Origin of the sequence: Marinobacter sp. Arc7-DN-1 (genome assembly GCF_003441595.1) — a bacterium.
Classification (GTDB): domain Bacteria; phylum Pseudomonadota; class Gammaproteobacteria; order Pseudomonadales; family Oleiphilaceae; genus Marinobacter; species Marinobacter metalliresistant.
Map to the genome: position 1 here is coordinate 4,095,995 of NZ_CP031848.1, position 20,071 is coordinate 4,116,065.

At 57.9% G+C, this 20,071-nt stretch carries 22 protein-coding genes; 14 read left to right on the forward strand and 8 right to left on the reverse strand.

The annotated features are described in order from the left end of the window. Window positions 1–104: 104 nt before the first annotated feature. From D0851_RS19170 to D0851_RS19180, 3 genes are all read left to right on the forward strand, one after another. Window positions 105–953: a transposase gene (locus D0851_RS19170; RefSeq protein ID WP_117620051.1), complete on the forward strand. Its 849-nt coding sequence runs from the start codon at window positions 105–107 to the stop codon at window positions 951–953. Between the two features lie 124 nt (window positions 954–1,077). Further along, window positions 1,078–1,491 carry a TA system antitoxin ParD family protein gene (locus D0851_RS19175; protein WP_117620052.1) on the forward strand — a complete coding sequence of 138 codons (414 nt, stop codon included), beginning with the start codon at window positions 1,078–1,080 and terminating at the stop codon, window positions 1,489–1,491. Then, window positions 1,469–2,053, forward strand: a complete 585-nt coding sequence (locus D0851_RS19180) for an AAA family ATPase (protein WP_227539365.1) — start codon at window positions 1,469–1,471, stop codon at window positions 2,051–2,053. Before D0851_RS19175 ends, D0851_RS19180 begins: the two co-directional genes overlap by 23 nt. 7 nt (window positions 2,054–2,060) lie before the next feature. On the opposite strand, the gene D0851_RS19185 is transcribed toward D0851_RS19180, so the two are convergent. Then, window positions 2,061–2,957, reverse strand: a complete 897-nt coding sequence (locus D0851_RS19185) for a DUF1853 family protein (RefSeq protein WP_117620054.1) — start codon at window positions 2,955–2,957, stop codon at window positions 2,061–2,063. 75 nt (window positions 2,958–3,032) lie between these two features. Here D0851_RS19185 and D0851_RS19190 point away from each other — a divergent pair, with 75 nt between their 5' ends. The 3 genes from D0851_RS19190 (at window position 3,033) to D0851_RS19200 (ending at window position 5,351) form a co-directional block, all read left to right on the forward strand. Further along, window positions 3,033–3,473, forward strand: coding sequence for a VOC family protein (locus D0851_RS19190; RefSeq protein ID WP_117620055.1), 441 nt, complete (start codon window positions 3,033–3,035; stop codon window positions 3,471–3,473). Between the two features lie 107 nt (window positions 3,474–3,580). Beyond that, window positions 3,581–5,005 (forward strand): hypothetical protein, encoded by a 1,425-nt coding sequence (locus D0851_RS19195; protein ID WP_117620056.1) that lies wholly within the window; start codon window positions 3,581–3,583, stop codon window positions 5,003–5,005. Beyond that, window positions 4,977–5,351: a hypothetical protein gene (locus D0851_RS19200; protein WP_117620057.1), complete on the forward strand. Its 375-nt coding sequence runs from the start codon at window positions 4,977–4,979 to the stop codon at window positions 5,349–5,351. The genes D0851_RS19195 and D0851_RS19200 overlap by 29 nt, the downstream gene beginning before the upstream one ends. Window positions 5,352–5,397: 46 nt before the next feature. On the opposite strand, the gene D0851_RS20955 is transcribed toward D0851_RS19200, so the two are convergent. Continuing rightward, window positions 5,398–5,931, reverse strand: coding sequence for a cold-shock protein (locus D0851_RS20955; RefSeq protein WP_117620058.1), 534 nt, complete (start codon window positions 5,929–5,931; stop codon window positions 5,398–5,400). Between the two features lie 223 nt (window positions 5,932–6,154). Here D0851_RS20955 and D0851_RS19210 point away from each other — a divergent pair, with 223 nt between their 5' ends. After that, a complete protein-coding gene (locus tag D0851_RS19210) occupies window positions 6,155–6,373 on the forward strand; it encodes a SlyX family protein (protein ID WP_117620059.1) in 219 nt (72 codons plus the stop codon). A 76-nt stretch (window positions 6,374–6,449) separates the two neighbouring features. On the opposite strand, the gene dapE is transcribed toward D0851_RS19210, so the two are convergent. The 6 genes from dapE to map form a co-directional block, all read right to left on the reverse strand. Then, window positions 6,450–7,586, reverse strand: a complete 1,137-nt coding sequence (dapE, locus tag D0851_RS19215) for a succinyl-diaminopimelate desuccinylase (protein WP_117620060.1) — start codon at window positions 7,584–7,586, stop codon at window positions 6,450–6,452. Beyond that, window positions 7,573–8,601, reverse strand: coding sequence for a 2,3,4,5-tetrahydropyridine-2,6-dicarboxylate N-succinyltransferase (gene dapD / locus D0851_RS19220; RefSeq protein WP_117620061.1), 1,029 nt, complete (start codon window positions 8,599–8,601; stop codon window positions 7,573–7,575). The genes dapE and dapD overlap by 14 nt, the downstream gene beginning before the upstream one ends. A 91-nt stretch (window positions 8,602–8,692) precedes the next feature. Beyond that, complete coding sequence (locus D0851_RS19225) at window positions 8,693–9,034, reverse strand: ArsC family reductase (protein WP_117620062.1); 342 nt, start codon at window positions 9,032–9,034, stop codon at window positions 8,693–8,695. Beyond that, the gene (gene dapC / locus D0851_RS19230; RefSeq protein ID WP_117620063.1) at window positions 9,031–10,233 is read right to left on the reverse strand and encodes a succinyldiaminopimelate transaminase; all 1,203 of its coding nucleotides are present in this window, start codon (window positions 10,231–10,233) and stop codon (window positions 9,031–9,033) included. Before dapC ends, D0851_RS19225 begins: the two co-directional genes overlap by 4 nt. Continuing rightward, on the reverse strand, window positions 10,230–12,875 hold the full coding sequence (locus D0851_RS19235; protein ID WP_117620064.1) for a [protein-PII] uridylyltransferase: 2,646 nt from the start codon (window positions 12,873–12,875) through the stop codon (window positions 10,230–10,232). The genes dapC and D0851_RS19235 overlap by 4 nt, the downstream gene beginning before the upstream one ends. Continuing rightward, a complete protein-coding gene (gene map, locus D0851_RS19240; RefSeq protein ID WP_117620065.1) occupies window positions 12,876–13,646 on the reverse strand; it encodes a type I methionyl aminopeptidase in 771 nt (256 codons plus the stop codon). Window positions 13,647–13,900: 254 nt separating this feature from the next. Here map and rpsB point away from each other — a divergent pair, with 254 nt between their 5' ends. The 7 genes from rpsB to ispC all read left to right on the forward strand — a co-directional run bounded on the left by rpsB (window position 13,901) and on the right by ispC (window position 20,061). Then, window positions 13,901–14,653, forward strand: coding sequence for a 30S ribosomal protein S2 (gene rpsB / locus D0851_RS19245; RefSeq protein WP_117620066.1), 753 nt, complete (start codon window positions 13,901–13,903; stop codon window positions 14,651–14,653). 92 nt (window positions 14,654–14,745) lie between these two features. Next, on the forward strand, window positions 14,746–15,615 hold the full coding sequence (gene tsf, locus D0851_RS19250) for a translation elongation factor Ts (protein ID WP_117620067.1): 870 nt from the start codon (window positions 14,746–14,748) through the stop codon (window positions 15,613–15,615). A 184-nt stretch (window positions 15,616–15,799) separates the two neighbouring features. Then, window positions 15,800–16,528, forward strand: coding sequence for a UMP kinase (pyrH, locus tag D0851_RS19255; RefSeq protein ID WP_117620068.1), 729 nt, complete (start codon window positions 15,800–15,802; stop codon window positions 16,526–16,528). Between the two features lie 85 nt (window positions 16,529–16,613). After that, a complete protein-coding gene (gene frr, locus D0851_RS19260; protein WP_117620069.1) occupies window positions 16,614–17,171 on the forward strand; it encodes a ribosome recycling factor in 558 nt (185 codons plus the stop codon). Window positions 17,172–17,242: 71 nt separating this feature from the next. Continuing rightward, complete coding sequence (gene uppS, locus D0851_RS19265) at window positions 17,243–18,013, forward strand: polyprenyl diphosphate synthase (protein WP_117620479.1); 771 nt, start codon at window positions 17,243–17,245, stop codon at window positions 18,011–18,013. A 21-nt stretch (window positions 18,014–18,034) separates the two neighbouring features. Continuing rightward, on the forward strand, window positions 18,035–18,874 hold the full coding sequence (locus D0851_RS19270; protein ID WP_117620070.1) for a phosphatidate cytidylyltransferase: 840 nt from the start codon (window positions 18,035–18,037) through the stop codon (window positions 18,872–18,874). A 2-nt stretch (window positions 18,875–18,876) separates the two neighbouring features. Continuing rightward, window positions 18,877–20,061: a 1-deoxy-D-xylulose-5-phosphate reductoisomerase gene (gene ispC, locus D0851_RS19275; protein WP_117620071.1), complete on the forward strand. Its 1,185-nt coding sequence runs from the start codon at window positions 18,877–18,879 to the stop codon at window positions 20,059–20,061. Window positions 20,062–20,071: the final 10 nt, after the last annotated feature.

A 20,071-nucleotide genomic window follows, 5' to 3' on the forward strand; every position in this document is an offset into this window, starting at 1 on the left:
TCAGGGTCATGGATCAGGGGGCACACAGATCAGGGGTCAGGTCTTGCTCTTTGATCTTGAGAGAAAGGAACTCTCCCAACTCGTAACCGACAGGGAGCCAAGGAATGGCCAGACCACTACGCCTGGAATTTGAAGGCGCGCTCTACCACGTCACCTCCCGAGGCAATCGACAGGAAGCCATCAACGAGACACCCGATGACCGGGAAAGTTACCTCGATATTCTGGGGAGCACCTGCGAAAGGTATAACTGGCTTTGCCATGCCTATTGTCTGATGGGGAACCACTACCACCTCTTGATCGAAACCCCTGAGGCGAACCTTTCCAAAGGCATGCGCCAGCTCAACGGCCTGTACACTCAGTATTTCAACAGGGCCCATGGTCGGGTGGGGCACGTTTTTCAGGGGCGATACAAGGCCATTTTGGTTGAGAAGGAAACCTATTTGCGGGAACTTGCCCGTTACATTGTTCTGAACCCCGTCAGGGCCGAAATGGTTTCATTCCCACCTGAGTGGCCGTGGAGCAGTTACCGGGCCACTGCCGGTGAGGTTCCTCCGTTGGACCACCTGACTACAGATTGGTTGCTTTCGGTATTCGGAACAACCAGAAGTCAGGCACAGCAGGCTTACGTCGACTTCGTCAGTAATGCCTGTCCCAAAAGTTCACCCTGGGATGACCTTAAAGGGCAGATTTACCTGGGAAGTAACCACCAGTTTCGTGAACGCATGCTGGAACACCTTGACGAGCCGGACCGTTTGAGCGAAGTCCCCGCAGCTCAGCGCCGCCCTGAGCCGTTGTCCCTGGAAGCATATTTTTGCAAAACTGAAGATCGTAATGCCGCTATCGCGAAAGCCTATGCCAGCGGTGGGTATACGCTGAAGGAAATTGGAGATTACTTAGGGCTGAGTTATTCGCGCATTGGTCGGATAGTAAAAGAGCGCAAAGGCAAGACCTGACCCCATGTCCACTAGACCTGACCCCATGTCCAGACCTGGTCGAAGAAGCAAGTCTCAGGTGTTGCAACTCGCAACACCCGTGGTAACCTGTAACAAGCACCAAGTCATACCTCAGGAGGCCATCATGACAACCGCTGTCCGTCTCGACGACACCCTGGTCGGCCACGCCGCAGCCGAGGGCGCGGTTCATCGGCGTTCAACGCCCAAGCAGATTGAGTACTGGGCCGAGATAGGGCGCGCCGTTGCCGGTGAGGTGAGTGCCGAGGATCTGATTGCCATCATCCAGGGTATTCGCCAGGTGAGGGTTGAGCCGGTGGTGGCTGAGTCGGTTTCCAGTGATGACCTTTGGGCGGAGGTGGATCAGGCCCGTGAAAGTGGCGAGTTGAGCCGGTCCATTGCCCGGGGGCGCACGGTGTATCAGGCCTCTGGCGACAAGCCCGGGTATCTGGAGGCCATTTATCCGGATGGCTCCCGGGAAGTCGGGCAGTTTCGCAACGGGCGTTTTGAGGCACTGAGTGACCGTGACAACGCGGCCTGAGCTCTGGCTGCTGGTTGGCGGTAACGGTGCCGGCAAGACAACCTTCTATGAGCGTTTTCTGGCCCGCCGGAAGATCCCTTTGGTGAATGCCGATAACATTGCCCGCAGCGTTTGGCCGGATGCGCCCGAGAAACACAGTTATGAGGCGGCGCTGATCGCAGAACGGGAACGGTTTCGACTGCTTGAGGAACGTCAGGGTTTCTGCTTCGAGACCGTCTTCTCCCATCCGTCGAAGGTGGACTTCGTGGGCGCTGCCAAAGCGGCAGGGTTTCGCATTCGGCTGTTCTATTTCCACCTGGAACTGGCATCATTGAATAAGGCCCGGGTGGCCTCCCGCGTAAAATCCGGAGGGCACAATGTACCGGAGACCAAGATAGAGGCGCGAATTCCAAGAGCCCTGGCGAATCTTCGCCAATGCATAGGCCTGGCGGATGAACTGCACCTGGTCGATAACACCAGCCTTGATCAACCCTACTTGCGCGTCGCGGTCTGGCAGGCGGGGCAGTGGCGTTCCTGTCAGGAAGTCTTGCCTCAGTGGGCAAAGGATCTGATCGATACCTGATTGACCACTAGGGCCAAGTGTCCGGCACCACGAATAACCGGTCGGTTTCCTGCCAGAGTCCGGTGGTTGAATCTTTCTCGAGGTTGGCGAACAACAGAGGCATGGCGTGGCGCTCGATTATGTTCAGCGCAGCCAATACATCTTCCGTTTCGGGCGCCTTACTCTGGCGCCAGCGCCCAATCCAGTGGGGTTTGTTCAGTACCACCCAACCGGGAATGTTCGATGACGTCACCTGCGAAAGATAGCACCATTGCCCGTGCAGGTGATTGGCGGGTACATAGTCGGGAGCGATAGCTTCTTGTGCGGTAGGATAAAACAGGTATCCCGGCATAAAAATTCTGGGCGTCACCGGCCTCGTAATCCCGACCTCATCCAGTAAGGTTCGGGCCTCCGGCAACTGGGTCCGCTGGCTTTGCTGGTGCAGCATCCGGTCGGTTTTCAGGTCAAGTCGGTCCCTGGCGTTAGGGCCGTACCACAGGGTCTTCCCATTCGGCTCGGGCACACCCAGGTAATACTTGATGGCAATTTCGTGGTGCTCTATCCGGTCATCGGTCCGATTGTGCACCACAAAATCCAGCTCGCCAATGGTTCGCCCGTTCGACTGTATCTGCCGGTTCTGCAGAATAATGTCCCAGCCAAGCAGGTCTTCCAGCAATACCCGGTAAAGTCGCTCGAAATAAAAGCCCAGTCGCTTCAGGGGCGCTTCTCTCAGTAGCGCCGGAGCCGCACCGGGGTTGCTGTCCCATGCCCAGAATGTGCTGTCCAAAGCTCCGGAGAGGTATCGGGCTGGCTCAAAGGTCAGTGGCGAGTGTAACAGCTGAGGCGCCCGGCACAGCCAAGCGAGATGTCGGATTGCCGGTGTATTCAGCTCCGAGAGGTGGTTGTCCGCTGTTTTTGCATCCATGGGGCCAGAATACCGTAAAATGTCCCCATAGTAAGATGATGAATTTGCGATTAATCCTGTTCCGAAGGAGGCGCCATGCAATATCTGCACACCATGATCCGGGTGAGTAACCTGGACGAGACTCTTCATTTCTTCTGCGATCTGCTGGGGATGGTTGAAATCAATCGGAAAAGCAGCGATAAGGGCCGATTTACCCTAGTGTTCCTGGCAGCTCCTGAAGACGAGGCCCGTGCCCTTGAGGACAAGGCGCCAATGATCGAGCTCACCTACAACTGGGATCCGGAGGAGTACACCGGCGGGCGGAACTTCGGTCACCTCGCTTATCGTGTTGATAACATTTACGCACTTTGCGAGCACCTGAAGGCCAATGGCGTCACTATTAACCGGCCGCCGCGGGATGGTTACATGGCCTTTATCCGCACGCCGGACAACATTTCTATCGAATTGCTGCAAAAAGGTGAGGCGTTGCCGCCGAAAGAGCCCTGGGCCAGCATGGAAAACACCGGTATCTGGTAAAGGGTGAGATCCTGGTACGGGCCGCCAACCGCCCGAAAGTGTTATGATAGCACTCCGCAAAACAGCTTTTGCATCAGGATGATGCATACAGAACAGGGAGGTGTTTGATGGAAGATTGGCAAGGGTGCCTGGATCCCCAGTGCCAGACGGCATTATTGCGAGCCCGGGACAGCGTTGAACGCCGTGGTGGCTCAGTGATTACGGTTGAAGATTACCTGCTCGCCCTTCTGGATTCGGGCCCGGCAATAACCCGCTTTCTGCGGGGCTGTGGGGTGGATATGGACGAACTCACCCGCACCATTCAGTGTGAGCAACCCATCGTGACCGAAGTCGGTGGCGAGGGCCTGTTATCTTCCCAACTCATGTACTGGTTTGCAGCGGCCAGGGAGGCCCGCGAGTCACCCTGGCTGGGGTGGGCGCAGTTGCTGGAAGCCCTGGTTCGCCACGCCGAGCGGCTGCAGGAAAAGGCTTATGTGGCAGTCCTTGAGCTGGTCGCCCGCTGGCCAGACCAGACTGAGGATCGGGACCCTCCACCCATTGATGAACTCCAGAGAGCGCCAGTGGTGGTTACGGATTCCGCGTGGATTGAGCTTGCTGAAGATGTGGCGGTCAGTCTGGAAGCCTCGCCCTCAGCTATAGTTTGGGTGCGTGGCGAGCGTGGTTCCGGCAAAACTGCCTGGCTGCAGGTGCTTCTGTCAGCGCTGGAACAGGATTATGTCGAGCTGGACCTGAGGCGCGAAGCGGAGATCATGGCCAGTGATTTGCCGGTCCTTCCGGAGCGAGGAGGCATTGGGCATTCTCCGGGCGATCACTCTCGCTGGCCGGTTCTCGTGCTCGACAACATTTCTCCCTCCGATCTGGTTGCTCTGATGAATCTGCCCGATGGTCTGGCGTCAGCGCTGGTGCTGCAATGGGAGGGGCCAATACTCCTGTTGGGGCCTGACGAGCCGGGCGGTAGCAACGCAGCAGCACCACTGCAACACCGCCTGGGTCGAACTCTGGACACCTATGATATGCCGGTTTCAAGCACGGTTCAGCGCCAGGCGATTCTGATCGCCCATCAGGCGGCCATCGAGAAACAGTGGAACGTGCAGGTTCCGGGGGCGGTGATCCGTTTTGTCTCTTCCAGGCGCAGCCGGTGTGTCAGCACCCCGGGTGGAATGCTGCAGTGGCTGGAGCGGGCCGCCGCCCGGCTGAGTCTATTTGCCCGTAGGGGGCCGACAGATGCATTGGCTCTCGCGGGGCAGGCAGACACCCTGCGGCGTCAGTCTCTGGTGGCGCTGGCGCGGAAAGAACCGGTCGAAGAGATTGAGACCTCGCTGGGCGAAATCCAGCTCCAGCGTGCGGCTGCCGAGGTGGTCTGGCATGAGCGCAAGGCGGCGGGAACGGTGCGTCAGCTCAGCATCGAGGATTTGCGGCAGGAACTGGAGCGCTGGGTTGCAGCGCGGCGCGGGCCGGTTCACTATGTGCTGCATTGTGAGCAGCAGGATGGAGATTCAGCGGGTGCAGGACCTGGAAATTTATATTCGTGATCTGGAAGCGGGTGCGGTTTCGGGATGGCTCGAGAGCCACGTCGACGAATTGAAACTGGACGACAGTGAGGTTACAGGCGTGGTCAAGGGTTTGGCCCGTTATGAAGGCGAGTCGCTTCGGATAGCCCTGTATCCGGGGGCTTTTGGAAAGCGCTTTACGTCACTGGTCATTGAGGGTGAGCGTCTGCCCTGGAGCAGCGATCTGGACTGCGCCCGCAGTGCCTGGCGGGCCATGGATACCGAGATTCGTTGCAGCCCGGGAGACTGGAAAGAAGGCGAGCCGGTTGAGGAAGAAAAGTGGTGGCGCCTGGATCACCGGGGTGAACAACAGGTCGCCTGGAACTGAAAGAGGCAGCCCGCGGGCTGCCTCTTTGTTTTCAGTGGACCGTGATTCAGTCACTCAGGATGGAAACGTTGTCGGCTTGCAGCCCCTTGTCGGCTTCCACAACATTAAAGCGAACCAGTTGTCCCTGGCGGAGAACCCGGCGGCCGCGACCACGGATAGCACGGAAGTGAACGAAAACCTCATCGCCACTGTCACGCACGATAAAGCCAAAGCCTTTCTTGACGTTAAACCACTTGACGGTACCTTCCTCGTCACCCTCAGGGCTGTTCTCGTCGTAGCTGTCGTCTTCGTCCTCATCGTAGTTCTGGCTCGGTGCGCGGTTGTCGGGCCGGGAAGTGCTGCGCTGGCTGGCCGGTTGTTTGGCTGAGAGCGCAAGGGCCAGGAAGCCCGTAACGCCGAAAAGAACGAGGGCAATAACGTAAGCAGCGATGCCACGGGTGCTTCCCAGTGCTTCAACAAATTCGCCAACGGCAATAAGACGAAGTGGCTCGGGGGTGAACGACAGCAACAGGGCAAGTACCAAGGGTGCGGGAATGGCGATCAGGAGAGCAACAAGGATCGCTTTGGATGGATTACGCATTGAGTGAAATATCTCCATTCTTGTAACGCTAACGATAAAAACCGGATATCGGGTAAAATCGGGCATCCGGCCGGTGAAAACCGTCAGTTCCCCGGAAAACGGGAGCGCTGGCGGGCAAAGGCGGCATGATACCAGATTATCCCGAGCGCTGACCAAGCAACGGGGTAAAGCAGTGTCATCTATCCCATTCTTCAGAGATCCACCCAGGGGAGTACCAATACCAATGAGCCAGAACGATCTGGAAATCCGACTGGACGAGCTGGAAACACGGCTGGCGTTTCAGGATGACGTTATCAACACGCTGAGCGAGCAGGTGGCGAAGCAGGAAATGGACATTCGGGAGTTGTGGGAGGCTAAGCGCTTGTTGCACAAACAGCTGAAGGATGTATCCCCGTCCGATATCAAATCGGAACAGGACGAAACCCCTCCGCCTCACTACTGAAAATGGGGTCAGATGAAAATGGGGTCAGATGAAAATTTCATCTGACCCCATTTTCATCTGACCCCAGGTTCACGCTTTACGCCAGAAGCTCGATCAGAATCTGCTCGTAAATCTCTGATAGCGTGTCCAGGTCCTTGGCCTTCACACGCTCATCCACTTTATGAATGGTGGCGTTGATGGGGCCAAGCTCGACTACTTGTGCGCCGGTCGGGGCAATGAACCGGCCATCTGAGGTGCCGCCTGAGGTCGAAAGCTCGGTTTCCCGTCCGGTAACCGCACGAATGGCATCCTGGCTGGCGGACACCAGTGCGCCCTTGTCGGTCAGGAAGGGCCGCCCGCTCAGGTGCCACTGCAGGTCGTACTTCAGGTTGTGGCGGTCCAGAATCGCGACTACCCGTTCCTCCAGGCTTTCTGCGGTATTTTCGGTGCAGTAGCGGAAGTTGAAGTGCACCAGGCACTCTCCGGGGATGATGTTACTGCCGGTGCCGGCTGCCACTTTGGTGATCTGGAAGGTGGTCGGCGGGAAGTAATCGTTGCCGCTGTCCCAGAACTCATTCGCCAGGGCATCCAGCGCCGGGGCGGCCGAATGGACCGGGTTCTCGGCCATGTGCGGATAGGCCACGTGGCCCTGCACGCCTCGAACCGTCAGGTAACCATGGAGGGAGCCCCGGCGCCCGTTCTTGATCACGTCGCCCACCTCATGGGTGCTGGACGGTTCGCCAATCAGGCACCAGTCGATTTTCTCGTTCCTGGCTTCCAGGGTTTCCACTACTTTCACGGTGCCGTGCTGGGCGGGGCCTTCTTCGTCACTGGTGATCAGCAGGGCAATCGAGCCCCGATGATCCGGGTAGTTCGCTACAAATCGCTCACAAGCAGTGATGAACGCAGCGAGGCTGCCTTTCATATCGGCAGCGCCCCGGCCGTACAGGTAACCGTCCTTGATGACCGGATTAAAGGGCGGGTGAGCCCAGTTCTTCTCCGGCCCGGGTGGCACCACGTCGGTATGCCCGGCAAAGGCGAGCACCGGGCCTTCGGAGCCCTTGCGGGCCCAGAGGTTATCGGTATCGCCAAAACGCAGGTTTTCTCCGGCAAAGCCCAGAGGCACCAGGCGAGACATCATCAGTTCCTGGCAGCCGGCATCGTCCGGGGTGACGGACCGCCGGCTGATCAGATCGATGGCAAGATCGAGTGTCGGAGAATCAGTTGTTCGCATGCAGCTCTTCATTCAGCTCGATGGCGGACTTGTTGGTTTTGCACTCCACCGCGCCGGTCTGGCTGTTGCGACGGAACAGCAGGTCGGTCTGGTTGGCCAGATCCCGGGCCTTGATAACCTCAACCAGCTCGTTATTATCATCCAGCAGGGCAACCTTGGTGCCAGCGGTGATGTACAGTCCGGCTTCAACCTTGCAACGGTCACCCAGCGGGATACCAATGCCGGCATTGGCACCGATCAGGCAGTTCTCGCCAACGGCAATGATGATGTTGCCACCACCGGAAAGGGTACCCATGGTGGAGCAGCCACCGCCCAGGTCCGAGCCCTTGCCAACCATAACACCAGCGGAAATACGGCCTTCAATCATGCTGGTGCCTTCGGTGCCGGCGTTGAAGTTGATGAAGCCTTCGTGCATGACGGTGGTGCCTTCACCCACATAGGCGCCCAGACGGACACGGGCGGTATCGGCAATACGCACACCTTTCGGTACCACGTAGTCGGTCATCTGCGGGAACTTGTCCACCGATTTTACCTCCAGCATACGGCCTTCCAGCCGGGCCTGGAGCTGTCGATCGGAGAGTTCGTTCAGGTCGATTGCGCCTTCGTTGGTCCAGGCCAGGTTCGGCAGCAGACCGAAAATGCCGTCCAGCTTTACACCGTGCGGTTTTGCCAGGCGGTGGGAGATCAGGTGCAGCTTCAGGTAAACCTCGGGCGTGCTTGAGGCAGTGGTATCGGTTTCCAGGATTGTGATCGCCACCGGGCGCTTGCTGTTGGCGGCTTTTTCCGCCAGGGTTGCCTGGTCGGTCTCGCCAACCTGGCGCAGGGCGTTGGCAAGCTGGCTGAGGTGTTCGGTAGTGGCGCTGATCACCTGGTTGCCACCCTTGTAGTCCATTGCATTGCGAATGACTTCCATGAGGGTGTCGTCAGGTGTCATGACCGGCTGCTGGTAGAAGACTTCCAGCCATTCGCCCTGGTTGTTCTGGGTGCCGATACCGATACCGAATGCAAAACTCATCAGGTGGTTGCTCCTGTTCTGAATATGGGGTCAGAAGAAAGCGTTCTTCTGACCCCGGAGTTAAATTTTGACGTTGGGTTGGACCTGGAATTCAGGCTAGCCATGAAGCCCATTCGTCTGCATTAAAGCCCGCGGACACATTCCCGCCCCGTTCGACGACGGGGCGCTTAATGATGGAAGGATTCTCCAGCATGATCTCGTGGGCGCTCTGGGCGCTAATGGTATCACGAACCTCCTCGGAGAGTTTGCGCCAGGTGGTTCCGCGACGGTTCAGCAGGGTCTCCCAGCCAACGGCCTGTTCCCAGCGGGATAGCATCTCGCCGTCCAGTCCGTCCTTTTTGAAATCGTGGAATTCGTAGTCAACGCCATTCTCATCCAGCCATTTGCGGGCTTTCTTGACGGTGTCGCAGTTTTTTATGCCATAAAGCTTCATGTCTTATTCGCCTTAACAAATTCAGCAATCCGGCGCGCTGCTTCCACGCATTCTTCCAGGGGCGCCACCAGGGCCATCCGCACCCGGTTTTCGCCCGGATTATGGCCATCTGCGGTCCGGGACAGGTATCGGCCCGGAAGCACGTGTACATTCTGCTGTGCTGAAAGCTCCCGGGCGAAGGTTTCATCATCCATCGGAGTGACCGGCCATAGATAGAAACCTGCATCCGGGAAATCCACGTCCATCACTTCACGCAGGATGGGGACAACCGCTTCGAACTTGGCGCGATAGGCCGCGCGGTTTTCCCGCACATGGTCTTCGTCGTTCCAGGCGGCAATGCTGGCCAGTTGGTTGTGGGCCGGCATCGCGCAACCATGATAGGTTCGGTACTTCAGGTAGCCTTCGAGAATCCGGGCGTCACCGGCAACAAATCCGGACCGCAGCCCCGGCAGGTTGCTGCGCTTGGACAGGCTGTGGAATACCACGCATCGGGCGTAATCATCGCGGCCAATGGCGGCGCAGGTCTGCAACAGGCCTTCGGGTGGATTGGCTTCGTCCGGGTAGAGCTCGGAGTAGCACTCGTCTGAGGCAACGATGAAATCATACTTGTCGGCAAGCGCAATCACGTTTGCCAGTGTTTCTCTGGGAATGACCGCACCGCTCGGATTGCCCGGCGAGCAAAGGAACAGCACCTGGCAGTCCTGCCAGACAGGCTCTGGCACCGAATCAAAATCCGGAATAAAGCCGTTGGAACCGTCGCAGGGCAGGTACACGGGCGTGGCGCCCGCCAGGAAGGCAGCTCCTTCGTACACCTGGTAAAACGGATTCGGGCTTATCACGGTGGCCGGTTTGCTGGCGTCTACCACGGCCTGAACCAGGGAGAAGATGGCCTCCCGGGTTCCATTCACCGGCACGATATGGCGGGCCGGGCTCAGGCTGCCGGGTGCCAGATTGAATCGGCGGGTTGCCCACCGGCTGATGGCTTCACGGAGTTCGTCGGTTCCCCGGGTGGTCGGGTAATTGGCAAGCTTGTCGAGATTGTTCGCAATGATCTGCTTAACGAAGTCTGGCGACGGATGTTTGGGTTCACCAATACCGAGTGAAATCGGCCGGAGGTGGTCGGGCACGGTGATGCCGGCCTTGAGTCTGGCCAGTTTTTCAAACGGGTAGGGGTGGAGTCTGTCCAGGTTCGGATTCATTGAATGTCGTCCAGCATTTTACAGAGGTCTTGCTGCAGGGCCTGGCACATGGCCGGGTCCCGGATAGGTTCGCCCTGCTCGTCGGTGACGAAGAATACGTCTTCAACCCGCTCACCCAGGGTGGCAATCTTGGCATTGCTAAGGCGAACGCGGTGCTCCAGCAATACCTGGCCGATCCGTGCCAGAAGGCCGGGGCGGTCCGGAGTGATCACCTCCATCACCGTGCGCTGATTGATGGTGTCGTTGGAAAACGTCACTTCCGTCGGGAAAGCGAAATGTTTCAGTTGCCGTGGTGTTCGCCGGTGGATGATGTCCGGGTAGTCGTCTGGGTCGTCCAGCTCCTCAATCAGCCGCTTGCGTGTGCGCTCCTTGCGGGCAGGGTCAATGCCCAGTGGCTGGCTTTTCTCGTCCAGCACTACGTAGGAGCTGATGGAGTAGGGCCCTTCGCTGGAGCTGATCCGGGCATCTACGATGTTCAGATTGAGTTGCTCCAGCACCGCCGTGGTCGCGGCAAACAGGGCCACCCGGTCCTTCATGTAAATGATGATCTGGGAATAACCGTCGGTGGGGCCGCCCCGGGTGTCGCGAATCAGTACCAACGGGTCCGGGTTGTCGCCATGGCGGATGATGGCGGCCGTTTGCCAGGCGATATCCACAGTGGAATCCTGGAGGAAGTAGTCCTCGTCCACGGTGTCCCAGATGGCATCAATCTGCTCGTCGGTCATGTTCTGGGCGTGCAGGATCTCCCGGGCCTCGGACTGGGTGGCGCGCACCCACTCCTGCCGGTCGATGGGCGTTTCAGTGCCCCGCCGCAATGCCCGCTTGGCTTCGATGTAGAGCTGGCGCAGGAGGGAAGCGCGCCAGGTATTCCAGAGCTTGGGGTTAGTGGCGCTGATGTCGCACACGGTCAGGATGTACAGGTAGTCCAGATGTGCCTGGCTTGGCACTGCCCTGGCAAAACCGTGGATAATGTCCGGGTCCGAGATGTCCTTGCGCTGAGCGGTCATGGACATCAACAGATGGTTTTCTACCAGCCAGGAAATCAACTGGGTATCCCGCTCGCTGAGGTGATGCCGTTTGCAGAAGGCCTCGGCATCCATGGCGCCCAGTTCTGAGTGGTCGCCGCCACGGCCCTTGGCCACATCATGGTAGATGCCGGCAATGTAGAGGGTTTCCAGTTTTGGCAGCCGGTGAATCAGGCGGGAGGCGAGGGGGTACTCTGTCTGTGCTTCTGTACCGTTGAGTCGGACCATGTTCCGGATCACCCGCATGGTGTGGGCATCCACCGTGTAAATGTGGAACAGGTCGTGCTGCATCTGGCCGATGATCTGGCCGAACTCAGGCAGATACCGGCCAAGCACGCTGTACTTCTTCATGGCGGACAGGGTCTGGTCCAGCGCGTGGGGGGTTCTCAACAACTCCATGAACAGCGTGGTTACCGCCAAGTCTGAACGGAAGGCGTCATCAATCAGGTGCCGGTGTGCTCGCAGGGAACGAATCGTGGTGGCCCGGATACCCTTGATTTCGGGATGCTGCGCCATCAGCACGAAGATTTCCATGATGGCGTAAGGCGCGTAGGCAAAGACCTGATTGTTGACGGCTTCTATATAGTAGTTGCGAATCTGGAAGCGTTTGTTGATCGGCTGGATCGCATCCTCCGAAGCGCTGCCGAGGATCGCCTCGTCGTAATACTGCAGGATCACATCGGCCAGCTCGGCGAGGGCGAGAACGGTCCGGTAGTAGGACTGCATCATCAGCTCTACACCGAGGCGTTTGCCTTCATCCTTGTAGCCAAGCATCTGGGCCAGGGCCCGCTGGTGATCAAACAGGAGTCGGTTCTCGTTTCTGTCTGCCAGAAGCTGAAGGCCGTAACGCAGCTGCCACAGGAAGGTCTCACCCTGGAACAGGATCTGGTGCTCTTCTTCGGTAAGGATGCTGAAGCGGGTGAGGTCGGCTATATTCTGCAGGCCGAAATGCCGCTTGGTAATCCAGCCGATGGTCTGGATATCACGAAGGGCGCCCGGTGAGCCTTTCACGTTGGGTTCCAGGTTGTACTCGGTATCGCCGTATTTCTGGTGCCGTTGTTGCTGCTCTTCCCGCTTGGCAATGAAATAGTCGCGATCGGTACTGACACCATCGGAATACACCTGCTCGCTGAGCTCCATGCGCAGCTCATCCGGCCCCGCAATGGTGCGGGTCTCAAGCAGATTGGTCAGGATGGTGACGTCTTCGCGGGCGGCGGCTTTGCTTTCCTCGATACTGCGAACGCTGTGGCCAATATCGAGCCTCAGGTCCCAGAGCAGCGTAACGAAGGCGCCGAGGTCTTCGTGCCAGCTGTCTTCAATGCCATTCCGGGTGAGGATAAGCAGGTCGATGTCAGAGTGGGGGTGAAGCTCGCCCCGACCGTAGCCGCCTACCGCAATCAGGGCAATATCCGGTGAGCTGGAAAAGGAATAACGGTTCCAGATCAGTCTGAGAACGGTATCGACCGTGCCGGCCCTGGATTGGACAAGAGCGCGAACATCGGCACCCTGCCGGAAGGCCTCGGCATCGGCGTTGTACCTCCCCTTCAACAGCTCCCGGGCCGCCTTCACCGGAGAAGGGTCTTTACTGATGCGGGATTCCAGCTCGCTTCGGTCCACTTAGAAGGACTCTTCCGATCGCTTGGTAAGAACCTCGTGGCCGTCTGCGGTCACGAGGATGGTGTGTTCCCACTGGGCGGACAGCTTGTGGTCCTTGGTGACCACCGTCCATCCGTCTGGCAGCAGCTTGGTCTGGTATTTGCCCTGATTGATCATCGGCTCAATGGTGAAGGTCATGCCTTCCTGTAATTCCATGCCGGTGCCGGGTTTTCCGTAGTGCATCACTTGTGGTTCCTCATGGAATACCGCGCCGATACCATGGCCACAGTAGTCACGCACCACCGAGTAACGATGTTTCTCGGCATGCTGTTGGATAACGTTGCCGATATCACCGAGACGGGTTCCCGGCCTTACCAGCTCAATACCTTTATATAGGCACTCCTGGGTTATCTGGATCAGGCGCTCGGTACCCGGTTTCGGCTTGCCGACAATCCACATCTTGCTGGTGTCGCCGTGGTAGCCCTCCTTTATTACGGTGACATCGATGTTCAGGATGTCTCCGTCCTTGAGAATTTTCTGCTCGGAAGGAATGCCGTGGCAGATGACGTGGTTGACCGAGGTGCAGATGGATTTCGGAAAACCCTTGTAGTTGAGCGGGGCCGGGATGGCCTTCTGCTCGTTTACAATGTAATCGTGGCAAATCCGGTCGAGCTCTTCGGTGGTTACGCCAGGCTTGACGTGTTCACCGATCATCTCGAGAACATTGGCCGCCAGGCGGCCTGCGACGCGCATCTTTTCGATTTCTTCCGGAGTCTTGATCGATACCTGCATTGGGCTTCCCGTTGATTTGTATCAAACCGGCATTTTAAGGGGCCTGATGCCCGGGTACAAGGAAGCAGGCCCTCAAAAATAATGGCGTTTGTTGGCCCGTTTGTGGTATAAACGCGCCCGCTGGAAACAAATCCGGCAAATTCACACACGTGTCGGCACGTTATCCCAGGGTGCCTGCTCCTGCTTTATAAAGGGGCCAGGTTGGGGTAATCGGATACGTGGAGGACTAACCCGAAGCTAAAAAGGTAACTATCATGGCTCAGGTAAATATGCGTGACCTGCTCAAGGCAGGTGCTCACTTCGGTCACCAGACCCGCTACTGGAACCCGAAAATGTCGAAGTTCATCTTCGGCGCCCGTAACAAGATTCATATCATCAACCTTGAGCAGACTGTTCCTGCCATGAACGATGCGCTGAAATTCGTTCAGCAGCTGGCAGAGAACAAGAACAAGATCCTGTTCGTTGGTACCAAGCGTGCCGCGGCCAAGATCATCAAGGAAGAAGCCGAGCGTGCCGGTCAGCCCTTCGTAAACCACCGCTGGCTCGGTGGCATGCTGACCAACTACAAGACCATCCGTCAGTCTATCCGTCGCTACCGTGATCTGGAAGCCCAGAGCAAGGACGGCACATTCGACAAGCTGACCAAGAAAGAAGCGCTGGACCGTACCCGTGAAATGGACCGCCTTGAGCGTTCTATTGGTGGTATCAAGGACATGGGCGGCCTGCCGGACGCCATGTTTGTGATCGACGTTGACCACGAGCGTATTGCTATCAAGGAAGCCAACAAGCTGGGCATCCCTGTTATCGGTGTTGTGGATACCAACAGCGATCCTGACGGTGTTGATTACGTCATTCCGGGCAATGATGACGCCATCCGCGCTATCCAGATTTACGTGCAAGCCGTGGCCAACACCTGCATTGAGGCCGCCCAGGCTGGCGGTGCCGGAGCTGACGAGTTTATTGAAGTCAGCGAAGACGCCGAAGGCGCTGCTCCAGCCGCTGAGTGATGCTTTATCTTCACGTTTGAGATGTAAGGTGTGCCCGGGTTTGCTTCGGGCATACCTCCCCACCGAATTCGGAACAGTTGAGAGGATTGAACATGGCTGCAATTACCGCTGCAATGGTCAAAGAGCTGCGTGAGCGTACCGGCCTTGGCATGATGGAGTGCAAGAAAGCACTCGTGGAAGCTGAAGGCAGTGTTGACGCTGCGATCGAAGAGCTGCGCAAGTCTTCCGGCCTGAAGGCTGCCAAGAAAGCCGGCCGTACCGCCGCTGAAGGCGTGTCTCTGATCAAGATCTCTGACGACAACACCGTCGCCTACATTCTGGAAGTTAACTCAGAAACAGACTTCGTTGCCCGTGACGACAACTTCGTCAACTTCGCCAACGATGTTCTGAATGTCGCTTTCGAAAAAGGCGAAACTGACGTTGCCAGGCTGATGGATGGCGATCTGGAAGCCAAGCGCGAGGCGCTGGTTCAGAAGATCGGCGAGAACATCACCGTGCGTCGCATCGTTAAGGTTGAAGGTCCGGTTGTTGGTGGCTATGTCCACAGCAACAACAAGATTGCTTCCGTTGTTGCGCTGACTGCCGGTGATCCGGAAGTGGCCCGCGACGTCGCCATGCACGCTGCGGCTGTTAACCCGCGCGTTGGCAAACCGGAAGACATGCCTGCCGATGAGCTTGAGAAAGAGAAAGACGTCATCAAGGCCCAGCCGGATATGGAAGGTAAGCCTGCCGAAATCGTCGAGAAGATGATGGGCGGCCGCATCAAGAAGTTCCTCAAGGAAAACAGCCTTGTTGAGCAGCCTTTCGTTAAAAACCCGGACCAGACCGTGGGTGAACTGATCAAGTCCGCCGGTGGCGAACTGGTCGGCTTCGTTCGCCTGGAAGTGGGTGAAGGCATCGAGAAGGAAGAGGTGGACTTTGCTGCCGAGGTTGCTGCCGCAGCCGGCACAGGCAAGGCCTGATCCTTCTTTTGGTGCAGCGGGCTCATTGCCGCTGCGCCAGCTGAGTCTGCCACGTTAGCCGGGAATTCCCGGCTAACGTGGCGGGCTTGTATCTGAGATACCCCTTTTGCGAGGAGTATGTCAGATACAAGCCTGCAACGGGTATCACGCCGGATAGCAGCCAACAGACGAAAAGGGGATCACCATGCCGACATCATCGAAAACCCAGCCCAGATACAAGCGTGTTCTGCTCAAGCTCAGTGGCGAGGCCCTGATGGGGGAGCACGATTTCGGTATTGATCCCAAAGTTCTTGATCGTATGGCCCTGGAAATTGGCGCGCTGATTGGTATTGGTGTTCAGGTTGGCCTGGTCATCGGTGGTGGCAACCTGTTTCGGGGTGCAGCCCTGAATGCGGCTGGCATGGACCGGGTGACCGGTGACCACATGGGCATGCTGGCAACCGTTATGAATGGCCTCGCCATGCGGGATGCCCTTGAGCGTTCCAATATCCGGACCCGCGTAATGTCCGCAATCCCCATGAGCGGGATTGTCGAGCATTATGACCGCCGTCGGGCGGTGCGGGACCTTAAGGACGGAGATGTGGTGATCTTCTGCGCCGGCACCGGCAACCCCTTCTTCACCACAGATTCCGCCGCTTGCCTCCGTGGTATCGAAATTGAGGCCGATGCGGTACTCAAGGCCACCAAGGTAGATGGCGTATACTCTGCTGATCCGCATCTGGACAGCAGTGCCGAGAAATACGATCACCTCACCTACGATGAGGTGCTGGACAAAAAACTGGGGGTGATGGATCTGACGGCCATCTGCCTCGCCCGGGATCACGGTATGCCGCTGCGGGTATTCGACATGAACCGCGCAGGCGCGCTGACTCGCATCGTAACCGGCGAAAGAGAAGGTACACTGATCGAATAACCTGGTTGTCCGGGTCCCTTTGATCCGTGCCTTTCAAGAGGACCAGGTTACTGAATGACATGACGAACGAATTGAGGATGCTGAAGTGATCAACGACATCAAAGCAGAAGCCGAAAAGAAAATGAAGAAGAGCCTGGAGTCTCTGCACTCGGCGTTTAACAAGATCCGTACCGGCCGGGCCCACCCGTCCATCCTGGACAGCGTTATGGTGAACTACTACGGCCAGGAGACACCGCTGAAACAGGTGGCCAGTGTCAATGTCGAGGACAACCGGACTCTGACCGTCTCCCCCTGGGAGAAAAACCTGATGCCGACTATCGAGAAGGCCATCATGAGCTCTGATCTGGGCCTCAACCCGGCCACCAGTGGCGACATTATTCGCATTCCGATGCCCATGCTGACCGAAGAAACCCGCAAGGAAATGGTCAAGCAGGCGAAAGCCGATGCCGAGCACGGCCGTGTGTCTGTTCGCAACGCTCGCCGTGACGCCAACAGCATGATCAAGGAGCTGTTGAAGGAAAAGGAAATCACCGAAGACGACGAGCGCAAGGGCGAGGAAGAGATCCAGAAGCTGACCGATCGCTACATCGCCGAAGTCGAGAAAATGCTCAAGGCCAAAGAAGAGGACCTGATGGCGGTTTAACTGCCCGGGTTCACTTGCAAGCGAATTGAAAGGCCGGTGCAACCATGCGCCCCGGCCGCACAGGGGATTTCATGACGGGAACTGTATCCGCAGAGATTCCGGTGTCGGCAGACAGCCGGCCCCGGCATGTGGCTATTATCATGGATGGTAACAACCGGTGGGCCAAGGCCCGCCGGCTCACGGGAGTAGCCGGCCACAAGGCCGGGGTGGATGCAGTCAGGGCGGTGGTGGAAACCTGCGCACGCGAAGGTGTGGAAGTGCTCACCCTGTTCGCCTTCTCCAGTGAAAACTGGCGTCGCCCCAAGGATGAAGTCTCGGCGCTGATGAAGCTTTTCCTGTTCGCCCTGGAACGGGAAGTACGCAAGCTCCATCGCAACGACATTCGCCTCAGAATCATCGGCGACCGTTCCGCCTTCAGCCCGGCCTTGCATGAGCATATGGCAGCGGCGGAAGAACTGACCCGCTATAATTCCCGTATGACACTGGTGATAGCTGCGAATTACGGTGGCCACTGGGATATCACGCAGGCGACGCGTCAGGTTGCTGAGCAGGTGCGGGCAGGGCAGCTGGCACCTTCGGATATCACCGATGACCTTATCCAGCAGCACCTCAGTATTGGTGATCTGCCGATGCCGGATCTGATGATCCGGACAGCGGGTGAACAGCGGATCAGCAATTTCATGCTGTGGCACCTGGCTTACACAGAACTTTACTTCTCACCGGTGTACTGGCCTGATTTCCGGGAAGAGGAAATGCGCAAGGCCCTGCAGGCCTATGCCGGTCGCCAGCGTCGTTTTGGCCAGACGGATGATCAGATCACGGCCAAGGCCCCACAACAATAACGAACGATAGCGACGTTAACCGTGTTAAAAACCCGAATTATCACCGCACTGATCCTTGCCCCCATTGCCATTGGCGGAATTTTCTTCCTCCCGCCCCTGGGTTTCGCGTTCTTTACCGGCGCCATCATTACCGTGGGTGCCTGGGAGTGGGCGAACATGTCCGGCATTGAGAATTCTCCGGGCCGTGTGGCGTACGCCTTGGTGACTGCCGCCATTCTTTATGGTTTGCTGAACGTTCCTTTTGTTGCGGTGCTCTGGCTGGCGCTCGCCTGGTGGTTTATCTGTTTCCTGATGGTTCGCAGCTACCCTGGTGGCTCAGAAAAATGGGGCAGCCTGCCCGCACGAGCGGTTATGGGGCTGCTTGTTCTGGTGCCCGCATGGGTCGGACTGAACCATTTACGCACTGGCGGCTTCCAGTTTGGCGACAGCACCAATAACCTTCTCCTTATCCTGTATGTGTTGTGTGTGGTCTGGGTTGCGGATATCGGTGCCTACTTCGCCGGGCGGGCATTTGGCAAGGCCAAGCTGGCGCCCCGGGTCAGTCCTGGTAAATCCTGGGCGGGGGTCTGGGGTGGGCTTGTGGCCGTGGGCGTTTTCGCCCTGGTGGTGAGCTTCCTGGCATCCGCCGGAACTGTCGAGACCCTGCTGCTGGTCGCTGCCAGCCTGATTACCGGGTTTGTCTCGGTGCTGGGGGATTTGCTGGAAAGCATGCTTAAACGCTTTCGTGGCATCAAGGACAGCAGCCAGCTGCTGCCCGGTCATGGGGGCATAATGGACCGGATTGACAGCCTTACCGCAGCCATTCCTGTGTTTGCTCTGATCATTACCCAGTTGGGTTGGCTGACAGCCGGGCACTGGTGATTATGGTAACCCGTCATATCAGCGTATTGGGAGCGACTGGCTCCATCGGTCTGAGTACCCTGGATGTCATTCGCCGGCACCCTGACCGGTTCTCGGTCTATGCCCTGACGGCCAGTACCCGTGCGGAAGAGCTGGCGATATTGTGTCGCGAATTCCGACCCCGGGTAGCGGTTATGGCGGACCCCGGGGCTGCGCAAACGCTTGTCGGGTTACTCTCCGATTTGCCGGATATTCGAGTTCTGGGTGGCATGGAAGGGTTGTGCGAAGTTGCCTCGGCCCCGGAAATTAATACCGTGATGGCCGCCATTGTCGGCGCCGCGGGCCTGTCGCCGACCCTTGCAGCTGTGCGTGCCGGCAAGCGGGTATTGCTGGCCAACAAGGAAGCCCTGGTGATGTCCGGCAAGCTGTTTATGGACGCCGTGGCCGAGGCCGGCGCCGAGCTCCTGCCTATCGATTCTGAGCACAACGCCATTTTCCAGTGTATGCCGGCCGATAAAATCCGGGATCCCGCCGCCGCCGGTATTACCCGAATTCTGCTGACAGCCTCCGGTGGGCCGTTCCGGGAACACAGTGCCGAGGCGCTTCGATCAGTCACGCCTTCGCAAGCCTGTGCCCATCCGAACTGGTCCATGGGGCAGAAGATTTCCGTGGATTCAGCAACGCTGATGAACAAAGGCCTGGAGCTGATCGAGGCCTGCTGGCTGTTTAATACAACCCCGGAGTGGGTGGAAGTGCATGTTCACCCGGAGAGCATTATTCACTCCATGGTAGAGTATGCGGACGGTTCTGTGCTCGCCCAGCTTGGCAGCCCGGATATGAGAACCCCGATTGCCAATGGTCTTGCCTGGCCGGAGCGTATCGATGCAGGTGTCGCGCCGCTGGATCTGTTCGCCATCGGCCGTTTCCATTTCGAGCGCCCCGACCTGGTTCGCTTCCCCTGCCTTCGCCTGGCTGCGGAAGCCTTCGAGGCCGGAGGCACAGCTCCGGCCGTATTGAACGCAGCAAATGAAGTGGCGGTTGCTGCTTTTCTTGAAGGTAACCTTTGTTTTACGGATATCCCCGTTATTATAGAGCGCACGCTGGTTGCTACCGCGGTTGAACCAGCTGACAGTTTCGAGGTTATCTTCGCCAAGGACACCGAAGCACGGGCCCGGGCATGGGAACAGATTGGTCTGTTAACTGTCTGACACTCGCAGC

What these genes read in the sequence shown, in the direction of transcription:
- D0851_RS19170 (WP_117620051.1), top strand. Translation starts at nt 105, where the DNA reads ATGGCCAGACCACTACGCCTGGAATTTGAAGGCGCGCTCTACCACGTC.
- D0851_RS19175 (WP_117620052.1), top strand. Translation starts at nt 1,078, where the DNA reads ATGACAACCGCTGTCCGTCTCGACGACACCCTGGTCGGCCACGCCGCA.
- D0851_RS19185 (WP_117620054.1), bottom strand. Translation starts at nt 2,957, where the DNA reads ATGGATGCAAAAACAGCGGACAACCACCTCTCGGAGCTGAATACACCG.
- D0851_RS19190 (WP_117620055.1), top strand. Translation starts at nt 3,033, where the DNA reads ATGCAATATCTGCACACCATGATCCGGGTGAGTAACCTGGACGAGACT.
- D0851_RS19195 (WP_117620056.1), top strand. Translation starts at nt 3,581, where the DNA reads ATGGAAGATTGGCAAGGGTGCCTGGATCCCCAGTGCCAGACGGCATTA.
- D0851_RS20955 (WP_117620058.1), bottom strand. Translation starts at nt 5,931, where the DNA reads ATGCGTAATCCATCCAAAGCGATCCTTGTTGCTCTCCTGATCGCCATT.
- D0851_RS19210 (WP_117620059.1), top strand. Translation starts at nt 6,155, where the DNA reads ATGAGCCAGAACGATCTGGAAATCCGACTGGACGAGCTGGAAACACGG.
- dapE (WP_117620060.1), bottom strand. Translation starts at nt 7,586, where the DNA reads ATGCGAACAACTGATTCTCCGACACTCGATCTTGCCATCGATCTGATC.
- dapD (WP_117620061.1), bottom strand. Translation starts at nt 8,601, where the DNA reads ATGAGTTTTGCATTCGGTATCGGTATCGGCACCCAGAACAACCAGGGC.
- D0851_RS19225 (WP_117620062.1), bottom strand. Translation starts at nt 9,034, where the DNA reads ATGAAGCTTTATGGCATAAAAAACTGCGACACCGTCAAGAAAGCCCGC.
- dapC (WP_117620063.1), bottom strand. Translation starts at nt 10,233, where the DNA reads ATGAATCCGAACCTGGACAGACTCCACCCCTACCCGTTTGAAAAACTG.
- map (WP_117620065.1), bottom strand. Translation starts at nt 13,646, where the DNA reads ATGCAGGTATCGATCAAGACTCCGGAAGAAATCGAAAAGATGCGCGTC.
- rpsB (WP_117620066.1), top strand. Translation starts at nt 13,901, where the DNA reads ATGGCTCAGGTAAATATGCGTGACCTGCTCAAGGCAGGTGCTCACTTC.
- tsf (WP_117620067.1), top strand. Translation starts at nt 14,746, where the DNA reads ATGGCTGCAATTACCGCTGCAATGGTCAAAGAGCTGCGTGAGCGTACC.
- pyrH (WP_117620068.1), top strand. Translation starts at nt 15,800, where the DNA reads ATGCCGACATCATCGAAAACCCAGCCCAGATACAAGCGTGTTCTGCTC.
- uppS (WP_117620479.1), top strand. Translation starts at nt 17,243, where the DNA reads ATGACGGGAACTGTATCCGCAGAGATTCCGGTGTCGGCAGACAGCCGG.
- ispC (WP_117620071.1), top strand. Translation starts at nt 18,877, where the DNA reads ATGGTAACCCGTCATATCAGCGTATTGGGAGCGACTGGCTCCATCGGT.